The sequence below is a fragment of the Tsukamurella paurometabola genome (assembly GCF_900631615.1).
In the GTDB taxonomy this organism is placed as follows: domain Bacteria; phylum Actinomycetota; class Actinomycetes; order Mycobacteriales; family Mycobacteriaceae; genus Tsukamurella; species Tsukamurella paurometabola_A.
Genome location: NZ_LR131273.1, coordinates 2,820,447 through 2,837,394 on the forward strand (window position 1 = coordinate 2,820,447; position 16,948 = coordinate 2,837,394).

21 protein-coding genes and 1 tRNA gene are annotated in these 16,948 nt (G+C 71.3%); 13 read left to right on the forward strand and 9 right to left on the reverse strand.

Features of this window, described 5'->3' with window-relative positions; all coding sequences use genetic code 11:
• Positions 1-26: 26 nt before the first annotated feature.
• Positions 27-767 carry a thioredoxin domain-containing protein gene (locus tag ELY19_RS14085; protein ID WP_126196766.1) on the forward strand — a complete coding sequence of 247 codons (741 nt, stop codon included), beginning with the start codon at positions 27-29 and terminating at the stop codon, positions 765-767.
• 90 nt (positions 768-857) lie between these two features.
• Positions 858-930 (forward strand) — tRNA-Ala (locus ELY19_RS14090).
• A gap of 121 nt (positions 931-1,051) precedes the next feature.
• Here ELY19_RS14090 and ELY19_RS14095 read toward each other — a convergent pair.
• The gene (locus ELY19_RS14095; RefSeq protein ID WP_126196767.1) at positions 1,052-1,345 is read right to left on the reverse strand and encodes a DUF1330 domain-containing protein; all 294 of its coding nucleotides are present in this window, start codon (positions 1,343-1,345) and stop codon (positions 1,052-1,054) included.
• A gap of 258 nt (positions 1,346-1,603) precedes the next feature.
• Here ELY19_RS14095 and ELY19_RS14100 point away from each other — a divergent pair, with 258 nt between their 5' ends.
• The 3 genes from ELY19_RS14100 (at position 1,604) to ELY19_RS14110 (ending at position 4,030) form a co-directional block, all read left to right on the forward strand.
• Positions 1,604-3,001: a DUF445 domain-containing protein gene (locus ELY19_RS14100; protein ID WP_164711603.1), complete on the forward strand. Its 1,398-nt coding sequence runs from the start codon at positions 1,604-1,606 to the stop codon at positions 2,999-3,001.
• A 95-nt stretch (positions 3,002-3,096) separates the two neighbouring features.
• Entirely contained in the window at positions 3,097-3,342 is a 246-nt protein-coding gene (locus ELY19_RS14105) for a hypothetical protein (protein WP_126196769.1), read from the forward strand.
• Between the two features lie 127 nt (positions 3,343-3,469).
• A complete protein-coding gene (locus ELY19_RS14110) occupies positions 3,470-4,030 on the forward strand; it encodes a polyhydroxyalkanoate synthesis regulator DNA-binding domain-containing protein (protein ID WP_126196770.1) in 561 nt (186 codons plus the stop codon).
• Here ELY19_RS14110 and ELY19_RS14115 read toward each other — a convergent pair.
• Positions 4,002-5,060 (reverse strand): tellurite resistance/C4-dicarboxylate transporter family protein, encoded by a 1,059-nt coding sequence (locus ELY19_RS14115; protein WP_126196771.1) that lies wholly within the window; start codon positions 5,058-5,060, stop codon positions 4,002-4,004. The genes ELY19_RS14110 and ELY19_RS14115 overlap by 29 nt on opposite strands.
• Positions 5,061-5,110: 50 nt before the next feature.
• On the opposite strand from ELY19_RS14115, the gene ELY19_RS14120 reads away from it, so the two are divergent.
• Positions 5,111-5,356: a DUF2630 family protein gene (locus tag ELY19_RS14120; protein WP_126196772.1), complete on the forward strand. Its 246-nt coding sequence runs from the start codon at positions 5,111-5,113 to the stop codon at positions 5,354-5,356.
• Positions 5,357-5,368: 12 nt separating this feature from the next.
• Here the strand turns inward: ELY19_RS14120 and ELY19_RS14125 are convergent, their stop codons facing one another.
• A complete protein-coding gene (locus ELY19_RS14125) occupies positions 5,369-5,881 on the reverse strand; it encodes a winged helix-turn-helix transcriptional regulator (RefSeq protein ID WP_126196773.1) in 513 nt (170 codons plus the stop codon).
• A 61-nt stretch (positions 5,882-5,942) separates the two neighbouring features.
• Between ELY19_RS14125 and ELY19_RS14130 the strand changes: the two genes are divergently transcribed.
• The gene (locus ELY19_RS14130) at positions 5,943-7,355 is read left to right on the forward strand and encodes an MFS transporter (protein WP_164711604.1); all 1,413 of its coding nucleotides are present in this window, start codon (positions 5,943-5,945) and stop codon (positions 7,353-7,355) included.
• Here the strand turns inward: ELY19_RS14130 and ELY19_RS14135 are convergent.
• Positions 7,270-7,734 (reverse strand): NUDIX hydrolase, encoded by a 465-nt coding sequence (locus tag ELY19_RS14135; RefSeq protein ID WP_126196775.1) that lies wholly within the window; start codon positions 7,732-7,734, stop codon positions 7,270-7,272. The genes ELY19_RS14130 and ELY19_RS14135 overlap by 86 nt on opposite strands.
• A 51-nt stretch (positions 7,735-7,785) precedes the next feature.
• Between ELY19_RS14135 and ELY19_RS14140 the strand changes: the two genes are divergently transcribed.
• A complete protein-coding gene (locus tag ELY19_RS14140) occupies positions 7,786-7,968 on the forward strand; it encodes a hypothetical protein (RefSeq protein WP_126196776.1) in 183 nt (60 codons plus the stop codon).
• A gap of 19 nt (positions 7,969-7,987) precedes the next feature.
• Here ELY19_RS14140 and ELY19_RS14145 read toward each other — a convergent pair whose 3' ends face one another.
• The gene (locus ELY19_RS14145; protein ID WP_227966836.1) at positions 7,988-9,271 is read right to left on the reverse strand and encodes an MFS transporter; all 1,284 of its coding nucleotides are present in this window, start codon (positions 9,269-9,271) and stop codon (positions 7,988-7,990) included.
• A gap of 251 nt (positions 9,272-9,522) precedes the next feature.
• Between ELY19_RS14145 and ELY19_RS14150 the strand changes: the two genes are divergently transcribed.
• Positions 9,523-10,662, forward strand: coding sequence for a CopD family protein (locus tag ELY19_RS14150; RefSeq protein ID WP_126196778.1), 1,140 nt, complete (start codon positions 9,523-9,525; stop codon positions 10,660-10,662).
• Here ELY19_RS14150 and ELY19_RS14155 read toward each other — a convergent pair.
• The 4 genes from ELY19_RS14155 to ELY19_RS14170 are packed head-to-tail and all read right to left on the reverse strand — an operon-like array spanning position 10,659 to position 12,505.
• Positions 10,659-11,345, reverse strand: a complete 687-nt coding sequence (locus ELY19_RS14155) for a GNAT family N-acetyltransferase (RefSeq protein ID WP_126196779.1) — start codon at positions 11,343-11,345, stop codon at positions 10,659-10,661. The genes ELY19_RS14150 and ELY19_RS14155 overlap by 4 nt on opposite strands.
• A 27-nt stretch (positions 11,346-11,372) precedes the next feature.
• Positions 11,373-11,765: an SRPBCC family protein gene (locus ELY19_RS14160; RefSeq protein WP_126196780.1), complete on the reverse strand. Its 393-nt coding sequence runs from the start codon at positions 11,763-11,765 to the stop codon at positions 11,373-11,375.
• Entirely contained in the window at positions 11,766-12,089 is a 324-nt protein-coding gene (locus ELY19_RS14165) for an ArsR/SmtB family transcription factor (protein WP_126196781.1), read from the reverse strand.
• Entirely contained in the window at positions 12,086-12,505 is a 420-nt protein-coding gene (locus ELY19_RS14170; protein WP_126196782.1) for a winged helix-turn-helix transcriptional regulator, read from the reverse strand. Before ELY19_RS14170 ends, ELY19_RS14165 begins: the two co-directional genes overlap by 4 nt.
• Positions 12,506-12,588: 83 nt before the next feature.
• On the opposite strand from ELY19_RS14170, the gene ELY19_RS14175 reads away from it, so the two are divergent.
• The 4 genes from ELY19_RS14175 (at position 12,589) to ELY19_RS14190 (ending at position 16,930) form a co-directional block, all read left to right on the forward strand.
• Positions 12,589-13,512, forward strand: a complete 924-nt coding sequence (locus ELY19_RS14175) for an NAD(P)-dependent oxidoreductase (protein WP_126196783.1) — start codon at positions 12,589-12,591, stop codon at positions 13,510-13,512.
• The gene (locus ELY19_RS14180; RefSeq protein WP_126196784.1) at positions 13,509-14,393 is read left to right on the forward strand and encodes an NAD(P)-dependent oxidoreductase; all 885 of its coding nucleotides are present in this window, start codon (positions 13,509-13,511) and stop codon (positions 14,391-14,393) included. The genes ELY19_RS14175 and ELY19_RS14180 overlap by 4 nt, the downstream gene beginning before the upstream one ends.
• A 61-nt stretch (positions 14,394-14,454) precedes the next feature.
• Entirely contained in the window at positions 14,455-15,486 is a 1,032-nt protein-coding gene (locus ELY19_RS14185; RefSeq protein WP_197715899.1) for a hypothetical protein, read from the forward strand.
• A gap of 139 nt (positions 15,487-15,625) precedes the next feature.
• Positions 15,626-16,930 (forward strand): UDP-glucose dehydrogenase family protein, encoded by a 1,305-nt coding sequence (locus ELY19_RS14190; RefSeq protein ID WP_126196785.1) that lies wholly within the window; start codon positions 15,626-15,628, stop codon positions 16,928-16,930.
• Positions 16,931-16,948 lie beyond the last annotated feature (18 nt).

A 16,948-nucleotide genomic window follows, 5' to 3' on the forward strand; every position in this document is an offset into this window, starting at 1 on the left:
CTGCGATTGCCGCTATTGTGGTCGGCGTGAGCAAGGGTAAGAACGCGAAGTACGTTCCCGCGAAGCAGTCCAACACCATGACCTACGTGCTGGGCGGTATCGCCGTCCTCGTGGTGATCGTGGTCGTCATCGGCGGCGTCCTGCTGCTGAGCAAGAAGGAGGGCACGCCCGCCGACAAGGCGCAGGCCGCGATCGACAAGGCCACGCCGTCCTTCGTGCTCGGCAAAGCGGACGCGCCCACGAAGCTGACGTTCTTCGAGGACGCCTACTGCCCCGCCTGCGGCAACATGGAGCGCGCCTACGGCGAGCAGATCACCAAGGCGGTCGAGGACGGGAAGCTGCAGATCACGTTCTTCATGCTCTCCTTCCTGAACCGCCAGAGCCCGTCGGGCGACTACTCCGACCGCGCGGCCGGCGGCCTGCTGGCCATCGCCAAGTCGTCGCTGCCCGAGGATCAGAAGCAGAAGGCCTGGCTGGGTGCGCACACCGCCATGTACGCCAACCAGCCCGAGGAGGGCAAGGGCGACAAGACCAACGCCGAGATCGCCAAGGTCCTGGCCGACGGCGCGAAGGCCAAGGGGGTCGAGCTGCCCGCCGACGTCGTCAGCGCCATCAGCGAGGGCAAGTACGCGACCGATGCGGCGACGACCGCCGGCGAGGGCAGCAAGCTGCTGAGCGAGGTCAACAGCACCGGCACACCCACCGTCGTGCACAACGGAGTGAAGGTCGAGGTGCAGGGCGACTGGCTGACTCCGCTCCTCAAGTAGAAAACAGGCGCTGACCAGCCGATTTGGTGCACGAGAGCTGCCTCCTGTAATGTTCTCCGGGCGGGAAACCGCAGGTGAACAACGCAATACGGGGCTATGGCGCAGCTGGTAGCGCACCACACTGGCAGTGTGGGGGTCAGGGGTTCGAGTCCCCTTAGCTCCACTCGAGAAATCCCCTCCGACGCAGGTCGGAGGGGAATTCTCGTTTCCGGAGGTCGACGGTCCGCCGCAGTCCGCGCTTCGGTCCGGGGAGGCGCCCGGAGTAGTGCGCGGAGGTTCCAGCGTCAGTCGACGCCCTTGACGATGCGGAAGTCGCGCTCTACGCCGTCGCCGAGGGCGGCGAGCGCCTCCTGGTAGGCCTCGCTCTCGCGCGCGGCGACGGCCTGCTCGAAACTGTCGAACTCGATGACGATGGTGCGCTCGGCGATACCGGCCTCGTAGGCGATGACCCGCCCGTCGCGCGACAGCAGGCGCCCGCCACCGGCCGCGACCGCTCGGGCGGCCAGCGCGTTGTAGGCGGCCAGCTTCTCGGTGTCGTTGATCGCGCGGTAGTTGCTGACCCAGTAGCCCTTGGCCACGGTGCCTCCTGAGGTCGGGGAGTGAAGGGCGGCGCCGGCATCGAGCGGCGTCGGACGCCACGCTACCCGGCGAGTGAAGGTGGGAGTTGGCAACCGTGCGAGGTTTGTCAAGCGAATCGGACACCATCGCAGATGAACGGCGGTTACTACCGCAAATCGGCTCCGCGCCATGACTTCGCAGGCACACAATACGAGGCACTTCGCCCGGAACGTGACGACGAACGGCGGCCCGGGCACCGCGAGCCACGGAGGTGCCGAATGCAATCCTGGTCCGAGATCGTCGCCGACTTCGGCCGGAACTGGCCGGTGTACGTCTCCATGCCGATCATCGCCGCGCTCATCGGCTACGGCACCAAGCTGGTCGCGATCAAGATGATGTTCCGGCCGCAGAAGTTCAAGGGCATCGGCAAGCTCGGCTGGCAGGGCATCATTCCGCGGCGGGCGCCGCAGATGGTCGACATCCTGTGCGACACCCTCACCGGCCGCCTCATCTCCTCGCGCGAGATCGCCGGGAAGATCGACGGTGCCGAGGTCGCGGCACTCATCGAGCGCCCGTTGCGGGCGGAGGTCGGCCGCGTGGCCCGCGAGGTGCTGCCCGAGTACCAGCCGACCCTGTGGCACGTGCTGCCCCCGGTGGCCCAGGACCTCGTCATCGAGCGCGTGCAGGACGCCGCCCCGGATGCCGTCGTCCGCATCACCGAGGCGATCACCGACGACGTCGACGAGCTCTTCGACCTCAAGGCGATGGTGACCGAGGAGTTCCTGGCGGACCCGGACACGCTGGAGTCGATGTTCCTCGACGTCGGCCGCAGGGAGTTCGCGTTCATCCGGCGCAGCGGCCTCGTGTTCGGCTTCTGCATCGGCCTCGTTCAGCTCCTGGTCTGGGCGCTCTTCCGCAATCCGTACGTGATGCCACTGTTCGGCCTGTTCACGGGCTGGTTCACGGACTGGGCGGCGCTCCGCCTGATCTTCAACCCCAAGGAGCCGAAGAAGTACCTCGGGGTGATCACGTGGCAGGGGCTGTTCCTCAAGCACCGGATCCCGGTGTCCCACGAGTACGGCACGCTGATCGCCACGCGCGTGCTGACCTCCGACCGACTGATGCGCGCGGTGTTCACGGGCAAGAACTCCCCGAAGGTGGTCATGGTGATCGCCGAGGTGATCGAGGACAGCGTCCGCGAGCACCTGGGCGACCTCGAGCAGCTCGCGGGCGTCGACGTGGCCTCTCTGCCCCTGCTCAAGGAGCTGGGGATCACCGAGCTCCCGGGCCTCGGCGCGATCGGCGGCGAGGTGGGGGACCTGCCGGTGGCCGGCCTGCTCGGCGTCGTCAGCGGCGTGCTCAGCGGTCCGGTCCGCGGGGCGACGGGCCTGGGCCTCGATGTCGCGGGCGTGCAACCGATGTGCAACGCCGCCGCGGCGGACATCGCGGAATCCCTGCCGGCGGTGCTCCGGGGCGCGGAGGACTACCTCACGCGCGTCATGGAGATCCAGCCGATCATGGCCGAGAAGATGGCCGCGATGACGCCGGAGGAGTTCGAAGGCGTTCTGCGACCGGCGTTCCAGGCCGACGAGCGCACATTGATCATGGTCGGCGCGATCCTCGGCTTCCTCGTGGGTGAGCTGCAGGTTCTGTTGGTGGAGCACCTGACCCACTGATATGTGATCTGCATCACAACGCATTGCGTAAAGATTACGCGGCGCGTAATTTCTTTATTACGCAAACGCGTAAACATCACACAGGAGGATTCGTCATGGGTAACAGCACCAAGTCCAAGAAGGCCGCGACCGAGCCGTCGATCAGCAACTTCCTGTCCGGCGTCGTCGGCAACACCAAGGATCTCGTCGACAACCTGATCGAGAACGTGGAGAGCGCCGAGAAGGGCGCGCGCAAGGGCGCCCACAAGTTCGCCAAGAAGGACATCAAGAACCTGCGCAAGCAGACGGAGACGCTGAACGAGCAGGTGAAGAAGCTCTCCAAGGTCACCAAGACCAAGTGAGTCGGATCGCCGACTCCCGCGAACGACGAGGATCACCCGGGACGCCCGCAGGGCGCGTCCCGGGTGATTCTGCGTTCGGCGGAGCGGCGGTAGGCTCGACACCGGGCGAAGCCCTAGAGGAGGGGTCATGACCGACGACGAACCGTATCTGATCAAGCGGTACTCGAATCGCAAGCTGTACGACTCGGTCCGGCGTCGTTTCACCACCCTCGACGAGATCGCGGTGCTGCTCGATGCGGGGGTCCGGATCGTGGTCCGCGACCACGACGTGGGCACCGATCGCACCGACGAGGTGCTCGCTCAGCTCATCCGCCGCCGGGCGCAGAGTCGCCCGCGCACGTCGGGTTCCGGTGCCTCCAGTCTCCTCGCCGACCTGCTGCGTGCGCCCGCCGAGGTCGCGCAGACCGTCGTCGGCGGCTTGGCGGGCCAGGGGGACGGCGCGACCGCTCCGTCCTCCGAGTCCGATGACGCCGGGGCGGCCCGGGCCACGGGCGCTGACGACGGTGAGGGGAAGAAGCCGACGAAGTCCGAGTCCGCCTCGGGTGCGGCGACGTCCGACGGGGCGAAGGCGCCGGCGGACGGTGCGGATCAGCGCGACGAGGAGATCCGCGAGCTGCGCGAGCAGGTCAGTGCCCTCACGGAAGCGGTCACGCTCCTGCTCAAGGAGAAGTCGGACCGCGCGGAGTAGTGCCCCTCCGTGGGCCGCGGGTCGCCACCACGGCCATCCCCAGCGCGACTGCCAGCCACGCCGCCGGTGCGAACCAGGCGTCGGCGTGCGCGATGGGGGACATCCACTCCAGGCCGGCGGCGTCGCCGAGGCGCAACGTGGCCTGACCGTACATGCCGATCGGGAAGACGATCGACCACAGTGCGAGCCGCAGGAAGTCCGACTCGGGAGAGCGGCGCCACTGCCACAGGGTGAGTGTCACGAGGAGCGGTACCAGCCAGGTGGCGAACGCCCACAGGCACACGCACACGGCGGTGACGAACTCCGGCGCGAGGATCCTTTCGCCCGACGGGAGTGCGGCCAGCTCCGATCCCGCGAGGATCGAGATCGCGGCGGAGCCGAAGAACACCCAGTAGGGCGCCACCTCCTCGCCCGGGTGCACCGGGGCGAGCATCATCCTCGCCGCCACCAGGGCCGCGACGAGCACGAACTGTGCCATCCCGAGCCCCCACCACAGGGTGGCGACCGCGCCGAGTCCGTGACCGGGCACCTGCGGTGCGAGCAGCCCCGCCACCACCGCCACGGACTGCGTCGAGACGCCCCAGAGGAACCACGTCCCGTCGGCGCCCCGGAGCCGGTCGCCGTCCCGGGCGCCGGAGTTGTCCAGGACCCGCTGCGCCGGAACGAGGTAGCCCAGCACGAGCCACGCGGCCATGGCCACGACGCCGACCACGAGGGCGGGCGTCGTCAGCCCGCGCAGCGCGAGGTAGCCGGCGAGCACGGAGGTCGCGGCGGGGACCGCCATCGTCGTGAACCCCGCAGCGGCGATCTCCGCCCGGATCGCCGGGATGCTGCGTGCCCGGACGGCTCCCGCCACGGCGAGTGCCGCATATCCGATCGCGGCCAGGATGACCAGGGTGTCGCCCGGCGTCGTCGCCCCCGCGGAGTGCAGGAGCGTCCCGACGATCCCCGTCGCCATCACGAAGGCGAACCGTCCCAGCGCGTGTCCGGGTGGCGGATTCAACAGGCGGTGCAGGGCGTGGGAGGACACCCGTCGATTGTGGACCCCCGCGTTTCGCGGATCGGTGGCAGGATCGGGGCATGACCGACGACGCACTGCACACCCGGATCGACGCCCTCATCGCGGAGGAGCACGCGCTGCGGGACAAGCTCGGAGCGGGCGAGATCAGCGAGAGCGAGGAGCACGCGCGGCTCCAGGTGCTGGAGACCCAGCTCGATCAGGCGTGGGATCTGTTGCGCCAGCGCCGCGCGCGGCGCGAGTTCGGCGAGAACCCCGACGACGCCGCGACCCGGTCGGCGAACACCGTGGAGAACTACCGCAACTGATGCGCCGGCCGGTCAGGGCACCGGCGTGAGCATCCGGTGCCGGTCGCGCAGTGCGACGGCCACCGGATCGTCGCGGCGGCGTGGATTCGGCCCGTCACCGGGACGCGAATCCAGGTCGCGCACCGTCGGGACGATACCGCAGCGCGGGCACAGCCCGGATTCCTCCAGGTCGGTTCCGCAGGTGGCGTGCGCGAAGACGCGCGCCGGGAAGTCGGCGTCGAGGTGCCGGCGGCCCCACCGGATGAGGCTGAAGATCGTGGGCCACAGGTCCTCTCCGGCGGGAGTGAGCTCGTATTCGACGGTCCGCCCCACCTTGCGGCGGGTCACCACTCCGGCGGCGACCAGGGTGTCGAGGCGTTCGGTGAGTACGCCGCGGGAGACGTCGAGGTGTTCGAGCAGGTCGCTGAAGTGGCGCACGCCGTAGAAGAGATCGCGCAGGATCAGCATCGTCCACCGTTCGCCGACCACTTCGAGGGCGCGTGCCAGATGGCAGGGCTGCGCCTCGTATCCCGTCCCCAGTGCCATGGCGCCAGCATACCGCGATCGAGTCTTGTGATGAGACTCGTCATGGGTCATGATGAGTCTCATGACAAGACTGGATTCCGGGTACGGGCGGGTCCTCGTGACGGTCGCGGCGAGCACGTTGCTGGCGATGCTCGCCTACGCCGGGCCGCTCGGCAACGCCGTCACCCTCAACACCGCGCTCCGCGCGAGCCCGGCCGCGGCCACCTGGATCCTGGCCTCGATGAGTGTCGGCCTCGCCGCCGCCCTGGTCACCGCCGGCGTGGTCGCGGATCGCATCGGTCACCGGCGGGTCTTCCGCGCCGGCGCCGCCGTCTTCGTCGCAGCGAGCCTCGCGTGCGCGGCGATGGCCTCGGCGCCGCTGTTCGTGGCGGCGCGCATCGCCGCGGGCGTCGGGGCGGCGGGCATGATCGCCACGGGGCTGGGCCTGGTCGCGGCGGTGAGCGAGCACGACGGGCACCGCGCCCGCACTGCGGTGTGGTGGAGCTCGTCGATGGGCGCGGGCATCGCCCTCGGGCCGGTCGTGACCGGTCTGCTCGACCTCGGGGGTGCCTGGCGCGTGTTCTATCTGCTCCTCGCCCTGGGAGGGGCGGCCCTGTGGCTGTCGGCGCGCCGTGTTCCGGCGCGCCCGCCGCACAACCCGGACCGGCCGCTCGACGCCCTCGGCTTCGTCCTCCTCACGGGCGCCCTGACGGCCGCGGTGGCGGCCCTCGTCGAGGCCCGCGTCGGCGCCGGGTGGCCGGCGGCGGGGGTCGGGGCCGTGGCGGTGCTCCTCGGTGCCGCCCTCGTCACGAGCCAGCGCCGCGGCAGCGCCCGCCTCGTCGATCCGCTGCTCTTCCGGCGCCCCCGGTTCCTCGCCGCGACCGCCGCCGCCTTCGGCACCGGCATCGGCGTGATCTCCGCGATGTCCGTCGCGAGTACCTTCGTCGTCCGCGGCCTCGGCCTCAGCACCCTGCAGGCCGGCGCACTGCTGGCGCTGTGGGCGGGCGCGAGCGCCGTGGCGGCGCTGGGCTTCTCGCGTCTCGCCGGGCGCCTGTCCGGCCCGGCGCATCTCAGCGGCGGGCTCGCGGGCGTCGCGCTCGGACTGCTGCTCACCGCGGGCCTGTCCGACGGGGCCTCCCCGTTCCGCCTGGTCCCCGGGCTGCTGGTGGCCGGTGTCGCATCCGGGCTGCTGAACACGGGTCTGGCCCGGGAGGCGATCGCGAGCGTGCCCGCGGGCGATGCGGCCATGGGAAGCGGAGTCAACAACACCGCCCGCTACGTGGGTTCGGCGTTGGGCATCACCATCGCCGGTGTCCTCGCCGCGGGCACGGGGGCCGTCGCCGGGTGGAACCACATCGCGGTGGCCGCCGCTGCGGCATCGATGATCTGCGCGATCGGGGTGGGGGCGCTCACGCTCCGGACAGGTGCTCCCGCAACCGGTCGAGGAACGCCGACTGCGCCTTCACCAGCTTCTCCGCCGCCTGGTCGAGGCTGAACCAGGCCGCGCGGTCGATCTCGGGGAAGCTCTGCATCCGGCCGGAGCCGCGCGGCCACTCCAGTTCGAACTCGTTGGAGCGGATCGTCTCCGCGTCGAAGCGGCCTTCGCGGGCGAAGACCGTGACCGTCTTCGCGCCCGATTGCCGGACGGAGCCGAGCGACACCGTCGGCCCGGGCGGGGCGGGGGAGCCCAGCTCCTCCGCGAATTCGCGTTCCGCCGCGGCGAGGGGTTCCTCGTCGGTGTACAGGCCCTTGGGAACAGACCAGGCGTGGGAGTCCTTCCGGGCCCAGAACGGGCCGCCCATGTGGCCGAGCAGGACCTCGACCGCATCGCCGGTGCGGCGGTACAGCAGAAGTCCGGCGCTGGTCGTGGTCACGGCCCGAAGCGTAACGTCGAAGGCGACAGGTCCGCCCGGAAAGGGGTCGCGATGTCCGAGATCAGGCGAGTGCGGGAGCCGCGGCGCGACGCGGCGCGTCCAGCGCGTGAGGTGCGGGTGTCCACGATGCTGCCCGACGGCGAGCTGCTCGCGATCCCGCTCGAACCGCCGAGCCGCCGGCACGATGCGGATCGCCTCGGCCGCGCGTCTGCGCGGCCGCCGCGCATCGACTGAGCGGTCGCGGCGGGGCCGCCTACGGGGTGAGCGGCTCGTCGTCGGCGTCGGCAGCGGACGGGCGCCGCGAGAGCACCGCGTTCGTGATGCCCGCGCCCAGCACGACGAGGGCCGCGCCGAGCGGCGCGCACTGCGCAGCGGCCGTGCTGATGTTCTCCGCGAGCGCGCCGTTCACCGCCGATGCGAGCGATTGCCCCAGGATCAAACTGCTGCCGAGGATCGTCATGACCGTGGCGGAGCGTCCGAGGGGGCTGCGCTCGGCGCCCAGACTGAACTCGGTCACCAGCGTGGGCCCCACGCCGATGCCGGCGATCGCGAGGCCGGCCACCAGGAGCGGCAGCGACGGTGCGGCGGCGATGAGGACGGCACCGAGGACGAGCACGGTCGCGAAGCCCACCCAGCGCGCGGCGATCGTGAACCGTTCGGGCAACAGGGCCGAGCCGAGGGCCAGCGCCGCGGAGCCGACGCCCATGACGCCGTAGAACAGACCCGCGGACTCGGCGTTGCCCGCGTCGCGCATGAACGCGGTGAGTCCGGTCAGGGTCGAACCGAAGAACAGGCCCATGCCGAAGACGCCCGCGATCACGGTGAACAGCAGGGGATTCGCGAGCTCGCGCGCCGGCGCCTGCACGACGGCTCCGTCGGCGCGGTGCTCGGTGGCACGACCGCTCGGGTGCAGTGCGAACGCGGAGACGAAGAGCACGGTCAGCACGGCGGCACCGATCATCGGGGCGGCGGGCGACATCGTGGTCGCGAGCAGGCCGACGATGACGGGGCCGAAGACGAAGATCACCTCGTCGGCCGCGGACTCGTACGCCATCACGGACAGGAGCGTGCGCACCCGGCGCCCCTCGGGGAGCTTCGTCGTGATCATGGTGACCAGGCGGCTGCGCGACATCGGCCCGACCTGTGGGGCACTCGCGCCCACCAGGGCGGCCGAGGCGAGCACGGCCCAGCCCGGCAGGGAGCTGAAGACCACCCAGGTCATGAGGAGGAGGGCGAGGCTGTTGGTGATCCCTGCGGCGAGCACGGTGCGCCGCTGCCCGAATCGGTCCGCGGCGGCCCCGACGAGCGGGCCGACGAGGGCGGAGCCGATGCCGACCATCGCTGAGCTCAGGCCGCCGAAGGCGAGTGAATCGCGGCCGGCGACCACGAGGGTGAGCACGCCGACCACCATCATGGCGAACGGAAGGCGGGCGACGAACGCGACCGGGAAGTAGCCGCGCCCGGCGACCGACAGCAGCGTCGGCGAGGGGGAGGGGGTCTCCGGGGAGGACGTCTCGGGGTGCATGGTGGCGGTCACCGTCGTGGGCCTTTCCGCGGCGCCGGCCGCCATCGATGTCGACGTGCCGCCTTGGGCGCCCGGAGGCCGTACCAGGTAGATACACGAGCTTTCGCCGCGACGTCATGCGCGGCCGAAACATCCTATCAATTCTCGAACGCGGATGCCTCCGGCGCCGAACCGGACTCCGTGTCCTGGCTAATAAAACCCCAGGTAAAGAGGGTTTTGTCCGATTGGTCACACCGGCTGGGTAAGGCTAGTCTCACTCAACTATGACGAGCCTTACCTACCAAGTTGCCGCGGCGGCTCCCGCCGCGCCCCCGCTCTGGCGCATTCTGAGCCAGGCCGGGTTCTTCGGCGCGCTGGCCCTCGCGGGCGGGCTGTTCCTCGCACTGGCCTTCCTCCTGCCCGCCACGGCGCGCGGCGGTGCGGCCGACCGCGCCCTGCGTGGTCTCGTTCCGTACGTCGCGGCGTTCACGGTGATCGCCGCCTATGCGCAGTACGCGGGGCGGATCGCTCGGAGCAAGCTGGGTGTGTCCTTCGCCGAGGCGCTCTCGCCGGGCCGGTTCGGTGCGTACCTGGATCTGCCGAAGGAGAAGGGGGCGTGGATCTCCGCCGCTGCGATGGCGACCGTGCAGCTCGGTCTCTTCGCTCTCGCGGTCGCGCTCCTGCTGGCTGTGTGGCGGTTGCGGGGCCGGGCCGCGGCGGCCACGGCGGGAGTCGGCTTCGCGGTCGTGGTGCTCGCCGCGTCGGCGCCCAGTCTCACGACCGCGGTGCTGGGCATGGACGCCGCCGCCAACCGCGTGCTCAAGCTGGTGCACATCCTCGCGTGTGTCGTCTGGCTCGGCGGGCTGTTCGTGCTCGTGGCGGCCGGCCTGCGGGCGCGGCGCTCCGGGGCCGACGGTGCCGGCGCCTTCGAGCGCATGTGGGTGCGGTTCAGCGCGTGGGCGATGGGCGCGGTCATCGCGGTCGGCGTCAGCGGCCTGTGGCTCACCTGGGTGCACGTCGGATCGTTCGCGCAGTTCGTCACCACGCCGTACGGCCGGTACCTGCTGATCAAGCTGGCCCTGGTGGTCGGCATGGTCGCCGCGGGCGTCTACAACGTGCGCGTGCTCATCCCCGCGATCCGGCGGGCGCGCCTGGCCGGCGACGAGGGCACCGTCGTCCGGCTGGCCCTGCACCACTTCCCGAAGGTCGTCGCGGCCGAGGCCGTCGCCGGGATCGGCGTCCTGCTCGTCGTGCCCTTCCTGTCGGGCTCCGCGCGCAAGCAGGCCGACGGTGCGGCTGCCGGCCCCTTCGACTGGGAGGCCTTCGGCATCGGCGCGTTGCTCGTCGTGCTGCTGATCGCCGCGTGCACCGCTGCGGTCCGGCTCGGAGCGGACCGCCCCGCCGACGCCGCCCCTGCCGGCTAGCGCGACGGGACGCGGACGACTTCGAGCGGCACCGTGCTCGTGTGGTGGAAACCCATCGCGTCGTAGAGCTTCTGCGCGGGGTTGTCGTCCGAGGTGTGCAGGAACGGGACGTCGCCGCGCTCGCGGATGCCGTGGGCGACGGCGCGGATCAGCCGGGAGGCCAAACCCCGCCCGCGCGCCTCGGGAGCGGTGCACACCGCGCTGATCTCGGTCCACCCCTGCGGATGCATGCGCTCGCCGGCCATCGCGATGAGTGCTCCGTCGCCGTCCCGGATGCCGAGATACGTGCCCAGCTCGATGGTGCGCGGCAGGAACGGCCCGGGCTTGGTCCGCTCGACGAGCGCCGCCATCTCGGGCACGTCGGCGACGGTGAGCCGCACGGCCTCCGGGGCGGGCGCGGTCTCCACGCTGGCGCCGTCGTACTGCACCAGGCCGATCGTCTCCACCACGGACCACCCCGCCGGGAGTGGTGTCGCACGGTCGCGCAGGAGTGCGGTCCCATCCGTTCCGGTCAGGCGGGCGACGTCGGCGTAGTCCTCGTCGGTGAGCGCTCGCGGGTGCCCGTAGAACACGGACACGTCGGGGTGGTACCGCTGGATCCGGCCCGCGGACAGCCGGAACCGCGCGTGCGGGCCGGAGAGTGCGGCGTTGACGGGGTCGGCGAGGACGGTGCGCTCGGTCACGAGCCGATCATGGCAGACGGGCGCGGGTCAGAGTGCGGCGGCGGCGTCCGCGAGGCGCGGCAGCACCACGTCGCGCCAGCCGGGGCCCATGCGTTCGAAGGCGGCGGCCATGCGCTTGTCGTCCAGGTCGAATCCGCTGTGCTCCAGGAAGACGCGCGTGCCGCGCCCCTCGGGGCGCAGCGTCCACGCGAGTGTCCACTGGCTGGTGAAGGTGTAGACGAAGCGCTCGGGGGCGACGGATTCGAGCACGCGGCACGGCTGCGGGCCGAAGCCCGGCATGTCCAGGGTGAACTCGTGGCCGACCTCCGCCCCGATGTCGCCCTCGGCCCACCACCGCCGAAGCAGTTCCGGCTCGGTGAGCGCGCGCCACACGGCGGCCGGGGCGGCGGCGACGAACTGATCCAGTGTGATGGCGGCCATTCACAACTCCTCTGCGACGTCGGCGAGCGCGGAGAGCCGTGCGCGCCAGAACTTCTCGAACGGGTGCAACCACTCGCCGAGGTCCGCCAGCGGCTCCGCCGTGAGCCGGTAGATCCGGCGGCGGCCCTCGGGGGAGTCCGCGACGAGTCCCGCGTCGCGGAGCACCTTGAGGTGCTCCGCCACGGCCGGGCGGCTCAGCGTGAACCGCTCGCTGAGCTCGCCCGCGGCGAGCGGCCCCTCGGCGAGGATCCGGAGCAGTTCGCGGCGAACGGGATTGGCGAGCGCGAGGAAGACGCGATCGGTGCTCTCCGGCTCGGTGGTCACGGCGTCGAGGTTATGTCGGAGATCCCCGACGTGTCAAGTTTCTCCGACGCTTTCCCGGGGTGCGCGGGCGGCACCGTCTCGAGCTGCTCGCGCCGCAGGCGATCGCGCCCCCAGGCTCCGAGTGGCGCGAGTGCCGCGTTGAGCGCCGCGCCGGACGCGGTCAGTGAGTACTCGACCTTCGGTGGCACCTGCGCGTACACCTCGCGCGTCACCAGCCCGTCCTCCTCCATCTCCCGCAGGTGCTGGGTGAGCATCTTCTCGCTCACGCCGGGCAGTCCGCGCCGCAGCTCCGCGAACCGCCGGACGCCGTGGGTCTCCAGCTCCCACAGGATCAGGCCCTTCCACTTCCCGCTCACCACGTCCAGTGCGGCGTCGATGCCGCAGATGTACGGGCCCGATCGTGTCGATCTCGCCATGACCACCTCACTCACCAGAAGGTAAGTACCCCAGTAATTAGTGGGTACTTACGGAACGGACCGTTGCCATCGATGATCGAGGCATGACACCGCAGACCGCAACAGCACACGAACCACGGGCCGTCTCGATCCTCGGGCTGGGAGCCATGGGGAGCGCCCTCGCTGCCGCCCTACTGGACCGCGGCCACATCCCCACGGTGTGGAACCGCGGCCCCGACCGGGGTGCGGGACTCGTCGAGCGCGGCGCGCACCGCGCCGGCACCGTCGCCGAGGCGGTCCGCCGCAGTGAGCTGATCGTCACCTGCCTGCTGCGTTACGCCTCGGTGCGCGAGACCCTCGATCCCGTCGCGGAGGAGCTCCGTGGCCGCACCCTGGTCGACCTCACCACCACGACACCCGACGAGGCCCGCGAACTCGGCGCCTGGGCCGCGGCGCACGGAATCGACTACCTCAACGGGGCGATCCTCGCGACGCCGCCGATGATCGGCGCGCCCGGTGCGCAGCTGTTCGTCAGCGGGCCGTCCGCCGTGCACGAGCGGAGCCGCCCGGTCCTCGAGGCATGGGCCGAGATCGTCTACGACGGTGCCGATCCCGGCGCCGCGTCCCTCATCGACCTCGCGATGCTCGCTGCGATGTATCAGATGTTCGCCGGCCTGCTCCACGGCGCCGCGATGGTGGCGTCGGCGGGTGTGCGGGCGACCGACTTCGCCGCCCGAGCCGTCCCGTTCGTCGCCGCGATGGTGCCCCACTTCGCCGGTGACGCCGCGGTCATCGACGGCGGGGACTACACGGTGCCGGGCCAGCAGAGCCTGCACTTCTCGGACCTGTCCGACATCATCCGCGCCAGCGACCAGGCGGGCGCGAACTCGTCGACCATCCGGGCCGTCCAGGCGCTCATCGCCGAGCAGGTCGCCCTCGGTTTCGGCGACGAGGGGATGGCTCGAATCTACGAGAGCCTGCGCCGCCCAGAAGCCGGCGGCGATGAGGCCGCGGAGGCCGTCGCATGACCGGGCCCGAGGCGCCGGCGACCGTCACGGTCCTCGGCCTCGGCGCCATGGGGCACGCGATCGCCACCGCCTTCGTCAACGGCGGCCACCGCGTCACCGTGTGGAACCGGAGCCCGGGTAAGGCCGATCGCCTCGTCGCGCGCGGCGCGCGGGAGGCCGCCACCGCCGCCGAGGCCGTCCGCGCGTCCGGCCTCGTGGTCGTGTGCCTCCTCGACCAGGCGGCGTCCCGGGACGTGCTCCGCCCGCTCGCGGCGGACCTGCGCGGGCGAGTGCTCGCGGACCTGAGCTCCGACGTCCCGCAGCGCGCTCGCGAGGCCGCCGCGTGGGCCGCCGACGAGGGCATTGACTACCTGGACGGAACGATCGTCGTCAACGTGCCGATGGTGGGCGCCGACGACGCGCTGGTCCTCTACGGCGGTCCCCGGTCCGCGTTCGAGCGACACGAGAGCACGCTGCGCTCCCTCGGCGGCGCCACCACCTACCTCGGCGAGGACCACGCCCTGCCGGCGGCGTACGACGTCGCCGTGCTCGACTACTTCTGGACGAGCATGGCAGGGCTCGTGCACGCCTTCGCGTTGGCGCGGGCGGAGGGGATCGCCGCCGCGGACCTCGCGCCCCACCTGCTCGGCAACGGCGGGCTGCTCACCTCCCTGATCCCGGCGATGGCGGCCGACATCGACGCGGGGACGTACCCGGGCGACGCGGACAACCTGGTCATGGATGCCGCCGGGGTGGAGCACGTGCTGCACGCCGCCGCGGCGCACGGGCTCGACGTCGCGGTGTTGCTGGGCGTCGACGCGATGGCGCGGCGCGCGATCGCCCTGGGACACGGCGCCGCGGGCTGGACGGCGACCGTCGAGGCGGTCCGCCGCCCCACCTAGGTACGCACAATGAGTGGATTCGGCGCTGATCCTCTCACTGTGCCCCCTACGATGGGCGGCTATGGACCTCAAGGGCATCGTCACCACACCGCTGCGCGTCGTCTTCTCCACCGCCGACGCCGCCATGTCGGCGGTCGAGGGCGGCGTCGCCGTCACCCGATTCGCCGTCCAGAACGTCGAGTCGGAGGTGAGCAACGCGCTGCACGTCGACGCCGAGATCAGCTCCGTGACCCCGATGCAGCTGCTACAGCGCCTCGCGCAGCTGCTCGAACCCGATCGTCCCGTCGGCATCATCCTCTCCCGCGGCGGGCCGCTCGATCGGGTGCTCAAGCCCGGCGGCGTCGTCGACCGGCTCACCGAACCCGGTGGCATGCTCGAGAAACTCACCGCCCCCGGCGGCCTCCTGGACCAGGCGACCAAGGAGGACAGCCCCGTCACCCGCCTGACCACCGAGGGCGGGCCCCTGGACCGGCTCACCCGCCCCGGCGGCGTGGTCGACCAGATCACGGAGTCCGAGGGCGTGCTCGAGCGACTCACCTCCGAAGGTGGCGTCATCGACAAGCTCACCGCGCCCGACGGCGTGCTCGAGAAGCTGATGTCCAAGGACGGCGTGCTCGACAAGCTCACCGAGAAGGGCGGGGTGCTGGACAAGCTGGCCGCCAAGGACGGCGTCCTCGACAAGCTCACCGGCCAGGACGGCCTGATCGACAAGCTCACCGAGCCCAACGGGGTCATCGACCGCGCCATCGCCGACGGCGGCATCGTCGACCAGCTCCTCGGCCAGGAGGGCGCGATCGAGCGCGCCATCGCCCCCGGCGGCACGCTGGACGCCGTCTCCCAGCTCCCCGACGTCGTCGCGGAACTCAATGAGGCCGTCGCCCTCATGACCGCGGCGGTGAATCCGATGAGCGATCTCGTCAACCGTCTGCCCAAGCGCATCCTCAAGGGGCGCGAGGGGCGGGAGTCCCGCCGCGGCACCTCCACATACGACGGTGCCCCTTCGGGCCCGACCGCTGCGCCGCCGCGCCCGAGTGCGCCCGCGTCGCGTCCCGCGGAGCCGGAAGCGGACGATTCCGCCGACTCGCCCCAGTAACGCCGAGGCGAACCCGAGACCACTCCGAGGCGAACGCCGGGGATCCCGGCGGGCGCCCTCGTGAATCTCCGCGTAACCCTTGCCCAACTCCGGCGTGCAGCCCTTCCGTGTCGCGGTGGCCCCGACCTACTTTCGGCGCATGAAGATCACAGTGCTGGGTACGGGGTACCTGGGAGCCACGCACGCGGCGTGCATGGCTGAGCTGGGCCACGAGGTGCTCGGCGTGGACGTCAACCTCAGCAAGATCGCCGCGCTGTCGGAGGGCAAGGTGCCCTTCCACGAGCCGGGACTGCCCGCCGTGCTCAAGCGGAACCTCGAGGCCGGCCGACTGCGCTTCACGGATTCCTACGAGGAGGCCGGCGCGTTCGGCGACGTGCACTTCATCGCGGTCGGCACGCCGCAGCGCAAGGGCGAGTTCGCCGCCGACATGACGTACGTGAACTCCGTGGTCGACTCCCTCGTGCCGCACCTGCGCCGCGACGCCGTGATCCTCGGCAAGTCGACGGTCCCCGTCGGCACCACGGACCTGCTGCGGGCCCGCGCCGCAGAGCTGGTGCCGGCCGGCGTGAACGTCGAATTCGCCTGGAACCCGGAGTTCCTCCGCGAGGGCCACGCCGTCAAGGACACCCTCGAGCCCGACCGCCTCGTGATCGGCGTCGAACCCGGTGGTCGCGCCGAGGAGGCGGCGCGGGAGATCTACGCGGAGATCCTCGCTCGCGAGACCCCGTTCTTCGTCACCGATACCGCCACCGCCGAGTTGGTGAAGATCTCCGCGAACGCCTTCCTCGCCACCAAGATCTCGTTCATCAACGCCGTCGCGGAGGTCTGTGAGGCCGCGGGTGCCGACGTGGTCGCCCTCGCCGACGCGATCGGTGTGGACTCCCGCATCGGCCGCAAGTTCCTCGGTGCCGGCATCGGCTTCGGCGGCGGCTGCCTGCCCAAGGACATCCGCGCCTTCATGGCCCGCTCCGGCGAGCTCGGCGCCGGCCACATGCACGGCCTGCTCCGCGAGGTCGACGCGATCAACATGAGCCGCCGCACCCGCATGGTGGACCTGGCCCGCGAGGCCTGTGGCGGCTCGCTGCTCGGCGCCAAGGTGGCCGTGCTCGGCGCCGCCTTCAAGCCGGACTCCGACGACGTCCGTGACTCACCGGCGCTGAACATCGCGGGCCAGATCCAGCTGCAGGGCGCCGCGGTCTCGGTGTACGACCCCGAGGCCATGGACAACTCGCGCCGCGTCTTCCCGACGCTGGACTACGCGACCACCGCGCTCGAGGCCTGCGAGGGCGCCGATGTGGTGCTGGTGCTCACCGAGTGGACCCAGTTCCGCGAGCTGGATCCGGTCGTGGTGGGCGCGGTCGTGCGCAACCCCGTGCTCCTCGACGGCCGCAACTGCATGCCGGCCGCCGACTGGGTCGCCGCCGGCTGGGAGTGCCGCGCCTGACGACGGCGCCCACCTGGA